15 protein-coding genes are annotated in these 16,998 nt (G+C 44.2%); 3 read left to right on the forward strand and 12 right to left on the reverse strand.

Annotation, left to right across the window (positions count from 1 at the left end; all coding sequences use genetic code 11):
* Positions 1-4: 4 nt before the first annotated feature.
* The gene (thrS, locus tag LDX50_RS06965) at positions 5-1,945 is read right to left on the reverse strand and encodes a threonine--tRNA ligase (protein WP_225697715.1); all 1,941 of its coding nucleotides are present in this window, start codon (positions 1,943-1,945) and stop codon (positions 5-7) included.
* A gap of 67 nt (positions 1,946-2,012) precedes the next feature.
* Positions 2,013-3,017 (reverse strand): tetratricopeptide repeat protein, encoded by a 1,005-nt coding sequence (locus LDX50_RS06970; protein WP_225697716.1) that lies wholly within the window; start codon positions 3,015-3,017, stop codon positions 2,013-2,015.
* 241 nt (positions 3,018-3,258) lie between these two features.
* Here LDX50_RS06970 and LDX50_RS06975 point away from each other — a divergent pair, with 241 nt between their 5' ends.
* Positions 3,259-3,972 (forward strand): LamG domain-containing protein, encoded by a 714-nt coding sequence (locus LDX50_RS06975; RefSeq protein ID WP_225697717.1) that lies wholly within the window; start codon positions 3,259-3,261, stop codon positions 3,970-3,972.
* Between the two features lie 12 nt (positions 3,973-3,984).
* Here the strand turns inward: LDX50_RS06975 and LDX50_RS06980 are convergent, their stop codons facing one another.
* From LDX50_RS06980 to LDX50_RS07015, 8 genes are all read right to left on the reverse strand, one after another.
* Entirely contained in the window at positions 3,985-6,480 is a 2,496-nt protein-coding gene (locus LDX50_RS06980) for a DUF5686 and carboxypeptidase-like regulatory domain-containing protein (protein WP_225697718.1), read from the reverse strand.
* A gap of 33 nt (positions 6,481-6,513) precedes the next feature.
* Positions 6,514-7,095, reverse strand: coding sequence for a SanA/YdcF family protein (locus LDX50_RS06985; RefSeq protein WP_225697719.1), 582 nt, complete (start codon positions 7,093-7,095; stop codon positions 6,514-6,516).
* Between the two features lie 76 nt (positions 7,096-7,171).
* On the reverse strand, positions 7,172-7,849 hold the full coding sequence (locus LDX50_RS06990) for a TrmH family RNA methyltransferase (protein ID WP_225697720.1): 678 nt from the start codon (positions 7,847-7,849) through the stop codon (positions 7,172-7,174).
* On the reverse strand, positions 7,849-10,560 hold the full coding sequence (locus LDX50_RS06995; RefSeq protein ID WP_225697721.1) for a DNA gyrase/topoisomerase IV subunit A: 2,712 nt from the start codon (positions 10,558-10,560) through the stop codon (positions 7,849-7,851). The genes LDX50_RS06990 and LDX50_RS06995 overlap by 1 nt, the downstream gene beginning before the upstream one ends.
* Position 10,561: 1 nt before the next feature.
* Positions 10,562-10,909, reverse strand: coding sequence for a hypothetical protein (locus LDX50_RS07000; protein WP_225697722.1), 348 nt, complete (start codon positions 10,907-10,909; stop codon positions 10,562-10,564).
* Entirely contained in the window at positions 10,902-11,531 is a 630-nt protein-coding gene (locus tag LDX50_RS07005) for a SatD family protein (protein ID WP_225697723.1), read from the reverse strand. Before LDX50_RS07005 ends, LDX50_RS07000 begins: the two co-directional genes overlap by 8 nt.
* A gap of 47 nt (positions 11,532-11,578) precedes the next feature.
* On the reverse strand, positions 11,579-13,444 hold the full coding sequence (locus LDX50_RS07010; protein ID WP_225697724.1) for a DNA topoisomerase IV subunit B: 1,866 nt from the start codon (positions 13,442-13,444) through the stop codon (positions 11,579-11,581).
* 165 nt (positions 13,445-13,609) lie between these two features.
* The gene (locus LDX50_RS07015; RefSeq protein WP_225697725.1) at positions 13,610-14,032 is read right to left on the reverse strand and encodes a hypothetical protein; all 423 of its coding nucleotides are present in this window, start codon (positions 14,030-14,032) and stop codon (positions 13,610-13,612) included.
* Positions 14,033-14,100: 68 nt separating this feature from the next.
* On the opposite strand from LDX50_RS07015, the gene LDX50_RS07020 reads away from it, so the two are divergent.
* Positions 14,101-15,333: a sterol desaturase family protein gene (locus LDX50_RS07020; protein WP_225697726.1), complete on the forward strand. Its 1,233-nt coding sequence runs from the start codon at positions 14,101-14,103 to the stop codon at positions 15,331-15,333.
* A complete protein-coding gene (locus tag LDX50_RS07025; protein WP_225697727.1) occupies positions 15,330-15,698 on the forward strand; it encodes a hypothetical protein in 369 nt (122 codons plus the stop codon). The genes LDX50_RS07020 and LDX50_RS07025 overlap by 4 nt, the downstream gene beginning before the upstream one ends.
* On the opposite strand, the gene LDX50_RS07030 is transcribed toward LDX50_RS07025, so the two are convergent.
* Together LDX50_RS07030 and mscL are read right to left on the reverse strand one after the other, a co-directional pair.
* On the reverse strand, positions 15,679-16,524 hold the full coding sequence (locus LDX50_RS07030) for a CvfB family protein (protein WP_225697728.1): 846 nt from the start codon (positions 16,522-16,524) through the stop codon (positions 15,679-15,681). The two genes, LDX50_RS07025 and LDX50_RS07030, sit on opposite strands and share 20 nt — an antisense overlap.
* A 44-nt stretch (positions 16,525-16,568) precedes the next feature.
* Entirely contained in the window at positions 16,569-16,976 is a 408-nt protein-coding gene (mscL, locus tag LDX50_RS07035) for a large-conductance mechanosensitive channel protein MscL (RefSeq protein ID WP_225697729.1), read from the reverse strand.
* Between the last annotated feature and the right edge of the window lie 22 nt (positions 16,977-16,998).

Below are 16,998 nucleotides of genomic sequence, written 5' to 3' on the forward strand. Positions count from 1 at the left end.
TCATTTATAATTTCACCAGGGTTTCATCCCTTTCCCCCTGAAAGTAAGAAATAAATTCATCAAGTGCCATACCTCCTACATCTCCCTGACCATGTCTTCGTATGGAAACCGTACCAGTTTCCTGCTCTTTTTCACCCAGAATCAGCATAAAAGGAACTTTACTTACTTCCGCATCACGGATTTTCCGGCCGATTTTCTCATCACGGTTATCAAGGAATCCGCGAATATCAGCCTCACTCAGCTCCTGGAATACCTTTTCAGCATAGGCCTGATATTTTTCTGAGATCGGTAAAACGGCGATCTGATCCGGGGCCAGCCATAGCGGGAAGTTACCCGCACAATGTTCAATGAGCACTGCAATAAAGCGTTCCATGGATCCGAATGGTGCACGGTGTATCATCACGGGCCTGTGTTTCCGGTTATCTGCCCCGGTATATTCCAGTTCAAATCGTTCAGGAAGTGTGTAATCAACCTGGATGGTCCCCAGCTGCCAGCTTCGGCCGAGTGCATCTTTAACCATAAAATCGAGCTTCGGGCCATAAAAAGCTGCTTCTCCCAACTCCACAACGGTTGTAAGTCCGCGCTCATCAGCTGCCTCCTGTATTTCTCGCTCTGCTTTCTCCCACAGCTCGTCGGCACCGATGTACTTTTCCCTATTGTCAGGGTCCCGCAATGAAACCTGCGCTGTATAATCCTCAAATCCGAGTGCTTTAAAAACATAAAGAACCAGGTCGATCACTTTAATGAACTCTTCCTTTACCTGGTCTGGCCTGCAAAAGATATGTGCATCATCCTGCGTGAATCCCCGTACCCGGGTTAATCCGTGTAATTCCCCGCTCTGTTCATACCGGTAAACGGTTCCAAATTCTGCCAGGCGAACCGGCAAATCACGGTATGACCGTGGTTTGGAGGCATAGATCTCACAATGATGCGGACAATTCATGGGTTTCAGCAGGAATTCCTCACCTTCGTGGGGCGTATGAATAGGCTGAAACGAATCCTGCCCATATTTTTCGTAATGACCGGATGTTATATAAAGCTGTTTACTCCCGATATGGGGCGTAACTACCGGATCGTAACCTGATTTGATCTGCGCACGTCGCATAAAATTTTCCAGACGATCCCTGAGAATGGTTCCTTTCGGCAACCACAACGGCAAACCCATCCCAACTTTTTCGGAAAAAGTAAACAGTTCAAGTTCCTTTCCCAGTTTACGGTGATCCCGCTTTTTAGCTTCCTCGAGCCGCTCAAGGTATTCGGTGAGTTCCTTCTGCTTTGGAAAAGTAATGCCATAAATTCGGGTGAGTTGCTTCCTCTTCTCATCACCCCGCCAGTAAGCACCTGCCACATTGGTGAGCTTAACCGCTTTAATAAATCCTGTATTCGGAATATGCGGCCCGCGGCATAAGTCGGTAAAATTTCCTTGCTGATAAAATGTGATGGTACCGTCGGCCAACTCATCTATGAGCTCAAGCTTATATTCGTCTCCTTTTTCAGTGAAATATTTCAGCGCATCGCTTTTGGAAACTTCCTCCCGTTTGTATTCGTTTTTCTCACGGGCCAGCTCCACCATTTTCTGCTCTACACGTACCAGGTCATCTTCACCGAATTCCTGATCGCCAAGGTCTACATCATAGTAGAAGCCGTTGTCGATAGGCGGACCAATACCGAATTTAACCCCCGGATAGAGGGCTTCCAGTGCTTCTGCAAGTAAATGCGCCGAAGAGTGCCAGAAGGTCGTTCGTCCTTCATCATTATTCCAGGTTAACAATTCCACGGTGGCATCTTCCTTAATCGGCCTGAAGGCATCCCATACTTCACCGTTAACTCGTGCCGCCAGTACATTTCTGGCGAGGCCTTCGCTGATACCATAGGCAATATCCAGTCCTGTAACGCCCTGTTCGTATTGCTTTACCGTTCCATCCGGCAATGTGATATTGATCATAGGTTCGTGTTATTCTTGCTTTGTTCCGCAAAGATGCATAAAAAAAGATATGATGGGAAAATTTAGGTTACCTGATGGAATCATTCAGATCGATCCTGTCGGGCTCTGGAGGTGTCATTTGACTGGCCTTTTCTTCCTGTTCCCGTAAATATCTTAAATACTCGCTTCTACGCTCCAGCCGGGTGATCGCTTCAGAGGCTTCAGAAACGGTAGAATCACGTTCCAGGATTATTTTGTACTCGTTTTCCGCCTCGGAATACAATCGCTGAGCTTCAAAGGACCGGGCCAGAATCAACCGTGCCAGGGGTTCATCCTGCAGCATCAGGGCCTGGTTAGAAAGGATGGCTGCGCTGTCATACTTGCCTTGTTTGTAAAAATTTTCAGCCCGAAGTCTCAGAAATTCAGGGTCTGAAGGATTATTCAGCAGCCGGTAAAGATCACCGGCTTCCCTGTAGCTTCCGCTTTTCTCCAGCATTTGTGCTTTTATCATAAGAAAATCCCGGTCCAGGGGCTCCCTTGAAAGCCAAAGATCCGTCAATTGCCCTGCCTTTTCAGGCTTATTCTGACTCAAGTACAACGTACCGAGCCCCAGATAATTTTCGCGTATAGATGAATCCTGACCTATGGATACCTGAAACTCACGTTCTGCACGCACAGTATCGCCCGCTTCGAGTAGTACCTGCCCCTTTAACGTATGGAATTCGGGTTTTTGCTGTAGTGCCAGCAGTGTATTAACAGACTCAATGGCGGCTTTATTATCGCCCAGTTTCAAAGATGCTGCTGCAGATAAATAAAATAATTCATCCTCGGTAAAGCCCAATTCACGGGCATCTTCCAGGTATCGCTGCGCATCCGCATAGGAACCGAGGTAGAAGGCAGTTTTTCCCTTCAGGAATGAATGTTGCGGATTACTGACAAATTTGAATACTTCGCGATTGAGACGTGTCCAGGCCTGATCATATTCTTTTTTTTGAATCAATATTTCCGCCTGTTTTAACAGAAGATCACGTGAATTTCCACTTTGCTCCAAAAGGAAATCACTTGACTGCCAATCTACCTGAATATCAGACATTTGATCATTAGATCGACTAAAACAACCCCATAAAATGCCCGATAAAGCCGTGTAAACAATTATTCGAGTTATTTGTCTCATATTATAAATAACCACATTTACCGGTTACTACCGGAAGAATTATACTATTAATAAGTGTAAATTCGTGTTACACCTTACAATTATACCGATTAAAATGGTGAGAACCTTTAGTAAAATTTTCTTGAACGGCTTATTGTTGATGTTTTTTTCCTTGGGCCTGATGAACTGCGGCGCTGATGAGGAGCCTGTGAATGTTGAGGAACTGCTCATGAAGTCTGTGATCGATTTCGATAAGGACGGAATCTTCAATATCGTAGGTAATGTAACCCCGTTCACCAATGGGTTGGGTACAACAGGATATCAATTCAACCAGGCTTCCGATCTTCCGGGATGTGAAGAAAGCCCCAGCAGCTATATGACAATCGATAGTATCGGGCCAATATGGAACGATGGTTTTTCCGTTGTTGCAATCGTTGAGTTTTCAGAAAATCGATACTTCGAGCGCATCATTGACTTTGGAAATGGTCCGGGAGAACAGGAAGGTTTTAATGTTACCCTTTCAAGACTTCAGGAAAGTAACAGTCTTGCCTTTACGAGCTGGATCAATTCAGATTCATTATTAAACAGAACACGTGGCCGTGTTGTCGCAGCAGACGTTATCGAAAATGGACAGCCCATGTTTATTGCTGGTACCATATCCGAAAATGGAGTAATGGCTATTTATGTTGATGGGGTTCGAATCAATCGTAAATCCAACGGACATCCTGTGATTAATATTCCCAGGACCAGCAATTTCATCGGGCGATCAAATTGGTGTGATGAAGACCCGGATTTCAAGGGAAGAATTGAAACGCTGATGATCTTTAATAAGGATTTATCCAGCAATGAGGTTACCGCTCTATATGATTATTTGAAATCACTCTCTGCGATTTAGCCAACCAGGCAATTACAGGATGAATTGAAAACTGATCTTTACTCCAAATTTATTGGCGTCCTCTACTTCGCGGTATGTCAATCTGTGGATAAAATCTACACGAATCACCTTAAATATATTCTCGATACCATACCCGATCTCGACATACGGTCGATTCGGGTCGAGAAATCCAATGGGTGCCGTAAGGTTTCCTTCCTCGGTTAATTGTGGCAGATTATTCAGGTTTTCCTCCCTTAAAGATCCAAACAAGACATTACCGGTCGCCAGCAATCGCCACTTCAGCTTTTTCATTAATGGGATTCGATTGAGAATGAAACCTTCAAAGTAATGGTTCAATCGCAACGTCACATACTGGTCACTTGTGAATTCCGACCAGTTCATCAGGTTATATGCTGCAGTAGTATAAAAAATTGATTCGTTACCTACGTGGTTTTTAAGGAGCGGGTACGGAATAACCTCAAATATTTTTTCTGCAGTAAGGGACAGAGATGTTGTCCCTAAAAAGCCCACTTTATACTTATCGGTAATGTTAATACTCAGTTTGTTATAATTAAAATCTCCCCCAAGCAGACCCTCAAACCCACGTGTATACTGAACTGTAAAGATAGGCCACTTCAGGGTTCCCAGGCTCAAACGCTCATTGTCGTTCTGCACGTACAGTTCATCCTTGGCAAATCTCAGCTGCACGCGTAATTCGCTCGTGGTAAAATTAGTTGCGATTTCATCAAGTTGCCGGGATTCACTCGTGTAGTAGGCAAAATCAAATTCCGGTTTGTAGAATTTATGGGTAAAAGAAACACTGGGGGTAAATCCCTTCAGTACTTCACGCTCAAAGGTCATTCTGAAATAATCCTGGTAGTAAGGACGATTAAGCCTTCCAAAACGCGTTGCCGCAAGGAAAATGTTATTTCCTATCAGGTCCTCTGCTGAAAGCCCCACCTGGTCAATTTCATGTCCGTGTGCCAGGCGGAGGGTTGTCCAGTGATCACGGTCCAGGATTCGCTCCACAAACATCCGGTACTTGAACTCCTCATCCTTGATACCATAGGCCAGATATCCACCCAAAATCCATTTGTTACTGAAATCGATGTTGGTACGCATACCCAGGTGAAAACGGCTTCCTTCCACATTGTTGTTGGCATACAAGGCCAGATAAGGTCCAAGGTCAATCTTGCCAATCTTCCGGTATCCGTTGATCGCTACTTTAAGTATGTCTGTATAAGTTTTAACTACAGGGATACTTTTGAGCGTATCGATCATCTGATATACGTTCTTTTCAGTTTCTGACAGCGGTTCATGCCGATGCTGATCCCAATAATCCTCACTCTTGGCATCCAGACGGTAATCTTCATTCAATTCAATAGGCCTGGCATAGAACTTTGGTTCCCTGGGCTGATTTACTACCATTTCCCGGTTGGAAGTATAAAATTTTGCCAGCACTCCAGCCATATTTTCGGTTATCTCACCAATGTCAAGTAAAACACGTGTCTGCGAGGGCAGCCATGCACCTCCAGACGTCTTCTGAAGCTCCTGCTGGATCTTGATCTTCTCGATGTAATTCAGATTAGCCGTACGGCTAACTGTGGCATCAATCCGCTTTAGCGCATAATCCTCCTTCGTAATCCACATCGTTCCTGAGAAAGCAAGGTCCTGCTCACTCTTGGGGTAAAAATCCAGGCGATAACAGAAGTCATCATCTACATAAAGGCTATCATTAAGCTCATAATCATAGTAGGTCTTCCATCCTACCGAAATCGGAGAAACAAACTCCTTGCTTACAATATTGAGCCAGTTCTCGTAAAAATTATATTGCTGAAACGAAGAGCCAATAAATTGCGACACCAGGCTGCCGTCTTCAACACCAACACCGGTGATCTTGGTTTTGATGATCTTTTCATGCTGCATACGGGGATCCCGCCGGAAAAAATATTGCGACAAGGTCTCTGAAATAAATAACGGAAGAATCGGCTTACCGTCTTCCCCTGCCAGCTGATCAACACTATCCATCACGCTTGTGATCTTTTTCATGAATTTCTTTTCGCGAAATGACTCGGAAATATTGTCGACATCTACCTCGATCTTTGTATAAGTCTCGTATTCGTACGCATCCAGGGTGCTCTTGTCATTCCGACGCTTATTTTCAACAATCTTTCGAAGAATCGGGAATGCTGGGTTCTCACCGGCTATAAATACTACCTCATCCAGGCTGATCACATCCTCCGCTAATTGAAAATTCAACTCCTGCCGCGGAGCATTCGTCAGAGGCTTTGTCCGTGTCACATACCCGATGTAGGAAGCAGTAAGCGAGTCTGCCGATTCCCTGATAACCAATTCGTACTTGCCATTGAAGTCGGTAGTTACCCCTGTATTAGTGCCTTTGAGAAAAACATTCACAAACGGTATCGGATCACCTGTATTGGCATCGGTGACTTTGCCAAAGATGATCCGCTCCTGTCCGAGAACAGGAATTGAAAGAATCAGAAACAATATGGATATATAGAACCGCAAGTTGAAATGTATTACCGGTGTATTGAACTCAAATCAGAGGTTAAGGGTTTCCTTTTTGCCGAGAAATTTCGGCTCCTTATTGACAACATAAAGCTCCCAAACAGCCAGTGACCGGGCCAGGTATTCCCGCACAGCCATTTTAAAGCTGGCTGAGTGGACCTTTTTGGTTGCATAGGCATTCGCCTTCATGTCAAGGTAATTAGCAATAAAAAGGGCTCTGTAGGTATGAAATGGCTGCGTTATCACAGTTACTTCATTCTGCCCAAAGACCTTCTGGCACCTGAACATCGAATCGAGTGTTCGAAAACCTGCATAATCCAGTGTGATGGCAGTTTCCGGCACACCGCGCTTCAGCAATGCCTGTTTCATCTTTTCGGGCTCATTGTAATATACCGTGGCATTATCACCGCTCACAAGAATGTGCTTAATTTTTCCCATCTCATACAGGTCGGCTGCTGCTGATATCCTTTCTTCAAAATACGGATTAGGACCTCCCTGCATTGTTTTCGGACTTGTACCCAATACAATTCCAACAGCTGCAAATGGAACATCGGCGGATTGCTCAAAAACCTGTTGACGGGTTGAATTATAGACCCAGATATTCGTAACGCTCATAAATACAATTACGATACCCGTGAGAATTCCTGCAACTTTAATTATCCGCCTAACCATACACCGTAAACCTAATAACTTATTTCAACTTTTTGAGAAATTCTCTTTCCAGTATGTCATAACGATTTACCGACTGCCGGTACCAGGATAATCGAAGCTCATCCTTTTCGGCATCAGTTAATTGCCACGAATCCGAGGAATTTCGCAATGCGGGTATCACCGCACTCAAACATAACGAAACGCTCACTGAAATATTCAGACTTTCTGTAAATCCGTACATTGGGTAGGTAACCATCTGATCACATAAATCAATGGCTGTTTCAGATAATCCAAGTGCCTCGGTTCCGAATAAAATCGCTGGTTTTACCTCCGGATCCAGATCATAAATAGACATGGCGGTTTTATCAGGGGTAGTGCCGACAATTGTATAACCTTTCTGCTTCAATAAAGTCAGACATTCCGATGTATTATTCTCGGAAGTATTGAACCGGTACATATTAATCCATTTGGAAGCGCCGTGAACAACACGTGGATTGAGGTTATATTCATGCCGGTTTTCAATAATGTAAAGATCCTGTATCCCGAAGCAATCACATGTGCGCACGACTGCACTGGCATTTTGTGACTGGTAAATATCTTCCAGAACAACTGTGACCTGTCTTGTCCGGTCTGAAAGTACCTGGTCCATCAGCTCTTTCCGTGATTCACTTACAAAACCGCTGAAATATTCCAGTAGCAGACGGTCTTCCCTGTTCATTAAAAATCAAATTCTATGGTTTCACCGATATTGTAACCTCCTTCTTCCTTACCTTTTCCACTTCCACCCGATTTCTTCGGCTCCTTATTCTCAATCTCCTTTATTTCAGAACCCGATTCATTATTATCAGGTTTGTCCTCCTTTGGTTCACTTTCAGCCTTTGAAGGGGCCTTATCCTTTTTTTTCTTAGCTGTATCTGTTCCGCTTTCTGAAAGTAACTCTACTTTTTTTACTTTTTCGGAGGAAAGTTTATTCCCGATCGCTTTCCATCCCTTAACATCGATGATATCCTCGAGCTTCACGATTTCCTTATCATGCGATTTCGACTTTGGTTTCTGAACAGAAACTTCAACCTCAACAGATTCTGCCGTGGATGCCAGCAATAATTTGGAGCCCCCGGCTTCGCTGATAAATCCAAACCGCTTGTTAAGAGTGGATGTTTCGATCTGAAAACGCTTCACATAATAAGTTTTGCTTTCGCCGTCATAATAGACCGCAGAAATAACCTTTTCGGAATCAAATCGCTCAATTAGGATAATTTTTTCAGGCTCATATCGATTGGTGAGTTCATATGAGGTGAGCTCGTAAGAACCATCCTTATAAATGACAAGAATACTGTCATCACCATTAAAGTTTCCAATATGACGTCCACGTTCATCTTTATTGAGCCTGCCTACCGAATCGTCGTACCAGATATCGAGGCCACTCAACGTGGAAACGCCCTCGGCTTTCAGGTCAATACGCCTCACCGGATATTTCGTTAATATATTTCCTCCTGCGCCACGCCCTTTTATTTCAAGTTCTGAGAAATCATAATCAAAGATTTTGATTCGGGCTTTGGATCCTGATGTGAGTTTCACTGTCACAATTTCTGCCTCTCCATTCGGATTGGCGCTCAGGTAAAGGACGCGTGAATTCTTATGGCCTTTTGTGAGGTCATATTCCTTATCCCGGGTAATGGCAGTGATCTGGAACCTTTTTACCATGGACCTGCCGGTTTTTCCGTCCAGGTAGATCATATTATAGGTCATCCGGTCATCACCCTTTTTCCAAACACCTACATGCAGAATATCCTTGCCCATAAAGACCTTTTCTGCAATCCGGGAGACCATACATTTACCATCTTTACGGATGACAATGATATCATCCAGGTCTGAACAGTCACAAACAAACTCATCCTTACGCAGTCCGTAACCAACGAATCCATCAGCCCTGTTCACGTAAAGCTTCTGATTGTTGGCGGCTACCACGGTTGTATTAATCGCGTCGAAAGAACGAATTTCAGTTTTGCGCTCACGTCCCTTTCCATACTTCTCCAGGAGTCCCTGATAGTAATTGATGGCATATTCAGTGATGTTGGCCAGGTTGTATTCCGTTTCTGCCAGTTCATCCTGAAGCCTTTTCAATAATTCATCGGCTTTAAAGGAATCGAACCTGGATATACGCTTGATTTTGATCTCTGTCAGGCGTACAATATCATCCTCCGTGATTTCACGGTAGAACTGAGGCTTAAATGGATCCAAACCTTTGTCGATCGTGGAAATAACCGCCTCCCATGTCTCACACTCCTCGATATCCCGGTAAATTCTGTTTTCAATGAATATTTTCTCGAGCGAAGAGAAAAGTATCTTCTCCATAAGCTCGTGCCGGCGAATTTCAAGTTCCCTTGTCAGTAAGTCAACCGTCTGATCCGTATTGCGCTGTAAAATCTCACCGACCGGCATGAAATGAGGTTTGTCGTCAATGATCACGCATGAATTTGGCGATATGGATAATTCGCAATCGGTAAATGCATATAACGCATCTATGGTAATATCGGGTGACTGACCCGGAGCAAGCGAAACAAGAATTTCCACATCCCGTGCGGTATTGTCGACCACCTTCTTAATCTTGATCTTACCCTTATCATTGGCTTTTATGATCGATTCAATGAGGTTGGTAGTCGTTGTACTGAACGGAATGTCACGGATGACCAGGGTCTTCTTATCATATTCCTCAATCCGTGCACGAACCTTAATGCGACCACCCCGCATACCCTGGTTGTAATCAGAAAAGTCGGCCATGCCCCCTGTCGGGAAATCCGGATAAATTTTGGGTTTCTTTCCTTTCAGAATATCGATCGAGGCTTTGATCAGTTCACAGAAATTGTGCGGAAGTATTTTTGTGGAAAGCCCAACTGCAATCCCTTCAACACCCTGTGCAAGCAGCAGGGGGAATTTAACCGGAAAGGTTACCGGCTCCCTTTTCCTTCCGTCGTAAGATACCTGCCAATTGGTGGTCTGAGCATTAAAAACCACATCAAGAGCAAATTTTGACAAACGTGCCTCGATGTAACGCGGGGCCGCTGCACTGTCGCCTGTACGAATATCTCCCCAGTTACCCTGGGTTTCAATCAGCAGTTCCTTCTGACCCATGTTCACCATGGCATCACCAATGGAAGCATCACCATGCGGGTGATATTGCATTGTTTGTCCGATCACATTGGCGACCTTATTGAAACGACCATCATCCATTTCCTTCAGGGCATGCATAATTCGGCGCTGAACAGGCTTAAAGCCGTCTTCAATCGCAGGTACTGCCCTTTCAAGGATCACATAGGACGCATATTCGAGAAACCAGTCCTCGTACATACCGGATACAGGTATAACATCATGAATCTGATCCTCACCACTATATTTTTCAGGTTTTCCGTTCTCTTCGTGATTATCCATGCTATACTAAATATTTGCTTAAAACTTGTGAGTATAAAATTGCCAGGCAGACAGATAAAATATTGCCTATGAGATAAAAATCGTTGGTAATACGGTCGTCATCCTTAATGCGGGTTGCAATTTTCAGGGCTGCGAAAAATGTGAGTGCCTGGGGGTAGCCACTTATCAGGGCATAAACCAGGAACGCACGCTCCACCCAGCCTTTAAATAAACCTCTCCAGGTAAGCCGTGAAGATCGACGCACTTCAGGGGGTTTGGCATTCCAGCGGGCCAGCAAATAAAATACCAGTGCCGCCAGCAATTCACAAACGACAATAATCAATCCGACATGAATCCAGGCCCTATGCATCGCTTGCCATTAAAGTTATCAATTCCCTAGAGGCGTAAAAGTCTTTCATTTTTAGTGTTTTTTCTTTCCGCCACATGGTCGACGGATCTTTGCCATACATCGAGGAAAGGATCTTGTAATCCTGGTGCTTAATAAAATCAGAGGCTACCGACAAATCCTTTTCATGCCAGTCATTATAAAATGCCCGGTATAACCTAAATGCCAACTCGAGACGTTTACTGTTCGGTGCCGACAGGCCGGATACAACTATCTCAAGATCACCATTTTTGATCTCCCCAAGCAATTCCCGTGTCCTGGTGAGGCCAGGGCCCAGCATTCCGTATGATTCGATTGTATTAACAGGGGTTTGTATCTCGCCGTAATGCAATACATAACGCAAACGAAAGACCGGATCTGCAATCAGGCACTGTTCATCAATAAAAAATATAATTTCTGTGGCCGTTTGCACATCTGAAATAATCCCCTGAAACTCATCACCCAGCGTAATCGTCAGTGGAGACAGGATCCCTGACTCAAACTTTTTATTAGCCGCTTCTACAATTCCGGAAAATGCATTCATCAACGCTGCCCCTTCCTCGCGGGAACTGCCAATGATATCCGCCATCATTATTAAATAATTCATATTGCAATATAATTACAATTATTTATATTTTGCAATTTTATTACAATTTAAGCAGCTGTTTCTTCGACGAGGTCTTTTTCAATCCTCAGGTTATCCACAATAAAATCCTGACGTTCCGGTGTATTTTTACCCATATAGAATGACAGCAATTGCTTTATGGTTGTGTCCTTCTTAATGATGATGGGTTCCAGTCGCATCTCATCACCGATAAACTTTCCAAACTCATCAGGTGAGATCTCCCCTAACCCCTTGAATCGGGTAATTTCAGGTTTGTTCCCAAGCTTGGCGATGGCTGCACGTTTCTCCTCTTCCGAATAGCAGTAGATCGTTTCCTTCTTGTTACGTACGCGAAATAAAGGCGTATCAAGAATGTAAACATGGTTATGCCGGACCAAATCGGGAAAGAACTGAAGAAAGAATGTCAGCAGTAACAGGCGAATGTGCATCCCGTCGACATCCGCGTCTGTGGCGATAATGATTTTTCTGTATCGCAGACCTTCGATACCGTCTTCGATATTCAGTGCATGCTGAAGAAGATTGAATTCTTCATTTTCATACACTACTTTTTTCGTCAGGTTAAAACAGTTCAGGGGCTTACCACGCAAACTGAATACCGCCTGGGTTTCCACATCCCTTGATTTGGTAATAGACCCGCTGGCCGAGTCTCCCTCGGTAATGAAGATCATCGTCTCCTCTGCACGTTCCTTGCTCTTATCACTGAAATGTACCCGGCAATCGCGTAATTTCTTGTTGTGAAGATTTGCTTTTTTAGCACGATCGTTGGCCAGTTTCTTAATTCCGGCAATCTCCTTGCGTTCCCGTTCCGATTGCAAAATACGCTTCAGCAGGGCATCGGCGACCGGAGGATTCCGGTGTAAATAATTGTCGAGCTCTGTCTTCAGAAAATCATTGACAAAAGTTCGCATAGTGGGTCCGTCGGGCGCCACATTTTGTGAACCCAGTTTGGTCTTTGTCTGAGATTCAAATACAGGTTCCTGAACACGTACAGCGATCGCAGCTACCACGCTGGCCCGGATGTCGGTCGCGTCAAAGTCTTTTTTGTAAAAGTCACGTACAGTCCTCACAAGCGCCTCACGCAGCGCGGCCAGGTGCGTTCCTCCTTGCGTCGTGTACTGTCCGTTCACAAAGGAGTAATATTCTTCGCCGTACTGATTGCTGTGGGTAAGTGCAAGTTCTATATCGTTGCCCTTGAGATGAATGATGGGATAACGGATATTTTCGACATCGGTTTTCCGCTCCAGCAGATCACGCAACCCATTCTCACTGTGAAATTTTTGTCCGTTAAAATTTATAGTCAGACCCGCATTCAGAAATACATAATTCCAGATCAGGTCATTCAGGTATTCCGGAATAAAATGAAAGTTTTTAAAAATGGTTCCATCAGGCTCAAATGCGACCAGGGTACCATTCCTCCCGCTTGACGAACCGATTTTGTGATCCGTAATAATTTCTCCCTGCTTAAATTCAGCAACCTTCGTTTGTCCCTCCCTGTAAGATTGAACCTTGAAATAGTTCGACAGCGCGTTCACGGCCTTGGTTCCCACCCCGTTCAATCCGACTGATTTCTGAAATGCCCCGGAATCATATTTACCCCCGGTATTGATCTTCGACACGCAGTCAACAACTTTACCCAGGGGAATTCCCCGACCGTAGTCGCGCACCTCAACCCTGTGATCGGTGATTTTCACATCGATGGTTTTGCCATATCCCATCATATGTTCATCAATACAATTGTCGATCACTTCCTTCACCAGCACATAAATTCCGTCGTCCTGCGCTGATCCGTCTCCGAGCTTTCCGATATACATTCCCGGACGCATTCTGATGTGCTCTTTCCAGTCGAGTGACCGGATACTATCTTCGGTATATTGAACTTGATTTTCTTCAGACATAAATTTCCTTTTCAACACATGGCTTGTAAGCGAATAAACACGAAAAACACCATTTATTCAAGCAATGATTTTGATTTAATCAGGCTGTTCTTCTAAACAAAAAAATGAATTAATCTGATATAATTACCTGTATATTAAGTATTTATAATCAGGACAATAAACTACTTAGCTAAGTATTTTTCGGGAGAATACAAATGGCAGCATTAGGATCCAGAGCCCGATGAGCCCGAGGCATACATATACCAGGTAGCCGAAATTATTGTAATCAAAAGCCTCTCCGCTATTGACCAGCATCAGAAAAAAAACACTGGTTATAAAGAAGAGATTCAGTACCCCTGCGAAACTAAGCTGCCAGCTGATGAGCGTAGACCGCAGCTTTTCATCCCGGTAGCCCATATTTCTTGATAGGGTATAAAAAGTAAAATTAAAAATCACGAGGATTAGCAGAGCCAGGTAAAAATACCATTCCCTTGAAAATGTATAGGACCCGAATGTAAGCATTTCACCCACCGCCGCATACGTGTAGAGCAATGAGCCCAGTGCCACCAACAGGGTAACCAACCAAATAAATTTTATAAGTCGTAACATCCTAGCTGTGCGAAGTTATATTTTTATTCTTAAACTAATTTCAATTATTTTGAGTTTTTAAACCACCTATGGATTTCAATCCGATTATATTATCCATCCCCATTTATTTCCTGCTGATCGGTATTGAATTACTGATCGAACGGTTCTCAAAACGCAAGCTTTACCGGCTCAACGATGCCATAACAAATATCAGCTGCGGCGTCACCCAGCAACTCACCAATATCTTCTTCAAGGTATTGGGCGTTGCCGCTTTCGCATTCGTCTACGAATATCGATTTTTCACCATTCCGGAAAATGCCCTTACCTTCATTTTACTATTTATAGCAGTGGATTTCTGTTATTACTGGGCGCACCGAATGTCGCATGAGATCAATTTATTCTGGGGCGGTCACGTAGTACATCATCAGAGTGAGGATTATAATTTTTCAGTGGCACTTCGACAGGGGTCTTTCCAAATCCTATGGACATTCAGTTTCTATCTCCCGTTAGCGCTGATAGGTTTCAATCCCACCACCTTCGTATTTGTATCTGCGCTCGTTACGGTTTACCAATTCTGGATCCATACCGAGACCATCGGAAAACTGGGCTGGCTGGAATATGTTTTCAATACTCCCTCCCATCACCGCGTACATCATGGTCGTGACCCGAAATATATAGACCGCAATCATGCGGGTGTTTTTATTGTTTGGGATCGTTTGTTCGGAACCTTCCAGGAAGAGGAAGAAAGACCGGTTTATGGAATTACAAAACCAACCAATTCATGGAACCCTTTGTGGGTCAACCTGGCCCATTACCATCAAATGTGGCAAACAATGAAGGCCATCCCCTCTTCCAGCGATAAAGTCCGGTATATATTTTACAAACCAGGATGGCTTCCTGCAGAAATGGGTGGAATGCAGCCAATCCCCGAAGTAGATCGCACTTCCTACATCAAATATAATCCGCGTTTTCAGCGGGGTGTGATCCCCTATGTAATGACCCAGTATGTGATCGCGTTGCTCATTACGGCGGTATTTCTCTTCACAATGGAATCAAGTGCCTGGTACGAGAATTTAATGATTGTAAGTCTTATTATCATGCTGGTGGTATCCTGTGGAGGCATGCTGGAAAACCGTTCGTGGGTTACGCCATTCGAGTTCATTCGTTTATCACTGTCGGCAGGCATTGTTACAGTTATGCACTATGCATTAGATTTTCCGTTTTACCTGTTGCCGGCTGCCATGCTATATGCCATAGTCTCCGCCGGTTGGTTTTTCTATTTGAACAGAGCTCTTAAATCTTCATCCGTAAGTCTTTCATGAAAAATGTCCTTTTCATCCTGATCATCGCGGGCCTTTCGGCCTGCAGTTCGACTCCTGCTCCCGGTTATCTTGATAAAGATGAATGGAAATCTGACCGTAACGGATGCATGGGCTACCGCTCGCTTTTCATGCAGGAGCATCCTGATTTCATCGATGCGCTGAAGGGGCAGTCGGAAGAAACCATTTTGCTCTGGCTGGGAAAACCGGATAAAAATGAATTGTACAAGCGTAATCAGAAATTCTATATCTATTTGCTGGATCCCGGGCCAGACTGTGGAGAAGGTGACAGCACCTCCGGAATGGACCTTCAAATTCGCTTTTCAGCCACCAACAGGGCCACAGAAGTTATGCTTTATCGTCGCTAGCAGCCAGCCGGACGCCTTCACTTTCAAGCAGTACCAGCCGGTCCCTGTACAAATTACCCAGGGCTTTTTTAAATGCCTTTTTACTCATACCCAGTGTTTGCTGGATGACTTCCGGACTGGATTTATCGGTCAGATTAAGATATCCGTCATTCTTATGCAAAGCATCCAGCAACATTTCCCTGTGCTCATCAGCACCCTCACGTCCTCCCAGGCTCAGGCGCAGATCAATTTTTCCATCTTCCCGTATTGCGCGGATATACCCGTCCGTTTCTGTTCCGATGGCAAATTCGACAGGACACTCACTTCGATATAACAAACCGGAATAGGTCCCGTTAATTACCGCCTGAAAACCCAGATCGGTAACAGAATAGATTAAGAGATTTACCTTTTGCCCTTCTTCAAGTCCATCAGCATCTTTTTTCAGGAATGCCCGTATCTTGCTGGTGCCGATAAGCCGGTTAGTCTTATGGTCAAGCAGGATGCGAACCACATAAAACTTGCCCACTTGAAATGGAACATGCTGTTCCCGCTTAGGAACAAACAGGTCCTTCTCCAGTCCCCAATCCATAAAGGCGCCATGCGGATTACTATCCTTTACCTTCAGGGAAACAATACTTCCAACTTCCCCTGCAGGCTGAAGTGTAGTGGCTATCGGACGGTCTTCGGAATCCTTGTAAACAAAAACACGAAGTTTATCACCAATGCTGAGTCCATCAGGAACATATTTGGTCGGCAACAGTATTTCCTCATTTCCGTCCCCAAGGTAAAGACCAAAGTCAACTTCCCGGTTTACTGTAAGCAACTGATGTTTCCCGATTTCAATCATACTGCAAGGTTAAAAAAAAAGAGCGGCTGAACCGCTCTTTGATGTTATTGTTTTTTCAGTAAATCCCTTATTTCAGTCAGTAATTTTTCCTCATTGCTGGGTGCCGGAGGCGCAGCCGGAGCCGCTTCTTCCTGCTTTTTCAGGAAACGATTGTACGATTTTACTACCATGAAAACCGCAAAGGAAACGATAATGAATGTAATGATGGTATTTATGAAATTACCATAATTGATGCTAACAGCTTCCACCGTGCCATCTGCCAGTACATTTTCACCAATTTTCAGTTTCAGCTCAGAAAAATCGACGCCTGCAATCATCTTTCCTACAGGAGGCATAATGATATCATCGACAAATGATTTTACGATAGCTCCGAAATAGGTTGCCATGATCAAACCTACTGCCAACTCCAGAACGTTTCCGCGAGAAATAAACTCTTTAAATTCTTTGAACATAGTTAGTTAGATTAAAATTTAC

The organism is Fulvivirga sedimenti (assembly GCF_020328055.1).

What these genes read in the sequence shown, in the direction of transcription:
- LDX50_RS06985 (WP_225697719.1), bottom strand. Translation starts at nt 7,095, where the DNA reads ATGAGCGTTACGAATATCTGGGTCTATAATTCAACCCGTCAACAGGTT.
- mscL (WP_225697729.1), bottom strand. Translation starts at nt 16,976, where the DNA reads ATGTTCAAAGAATTTAAAGAGTTTATTTCTCGCGGAAACGTTCTGGAG.
- LDX50_RS07015 (WP_225697725.1), bottom strand. Translation starts at nt 14,032, where the DNA reads ATGTTACGACTTATAAAATTTATTTGGTTGGTTACCCTGTTGGTGGCA.
- LDX50_RS06995 (WP_225697721.1), bottom strand. Translation starts at nt 10,560, where the DNA reads ATGGATAATCACGAAGAGAACGGAAAACCTGAAAAATATAGTGGTGAG.
- LDX50_RS07030 (WP_225697728.1), bottom strand. Translation starts at nt 16,524, where the DNA reads ATGATTGAAATCGGGAAACATCAGTTGCTTACAGTAAACCGGGAAGTT.
- LDX50_RS06970 (WP_225697716.1), bottom strand. Translation starts at nt 3,017, where the DNA reads ATGTCTGATATTCAGGTAGATTGGCAGTCAAGTGATTTCCTTTTGGAG.
- LDX50_RS06975 (WP_225697717.1), top strand. Translation starts at nt 3,259, where the DNA reads ATGAACTGCGGCGCTGATGAGGAGCCTGTGAATGTTGAGGAACTGCTC.
- LDX50_RS07000 (WP_225697722.1), bottom strand. Translation starts at nt 10,909, where the DNA reads ATGCATAGGGCCTGGATTCATGTCGGATTGATTATTGTCGTTTGTGAA.
- LDX50_RS07005 (WP_225697723.1), bottom strand. Translation starts at nt 11,531, where the DNA reads ATGAATTATTTAATAATGATGGCGGATATCATTGGCAGTTCCCGCGAG.
- LDX50_RS06990 (WP_225697720.1), bottom strand. Translation starts at nt 7,849, where the DNA reads ATGAACAGGGAAGACCGTCTGCTACTGGAATATTTCAGCGGTTTTGTA.
- LDX50_RS07025 (WP_225697727.1), top strand. Translation starts at nt 15,330, where the DNA reads ATGAAAAATGTCCTTTTCATCCTGATCATCGCGGGCCTTTCGGCCTGC.
- LDX50_RS07020 (WP_225697726.1), top strand. Translation starts at nt 14,101, where the DNA reads ATGGATTTCAATCCGATTATATTATCCATCCCCATTTATTTCCTGCTG.
- thrS (WP_225697715.1), bottom strand. Translation starts at nt 1,945, where the DNA reads ATGATCAATATCACATTGCCGGATGGAACGGTAAAGCAATACGAACAG.
- LDX50_RS07010 (WP_225697724.1), bottom strand. Translation starts at nt 13,444, where the DNA reads ATGTCTGAAGAAAATCAAGTTCAATATACCGAAGATAGTATCCGGTCA.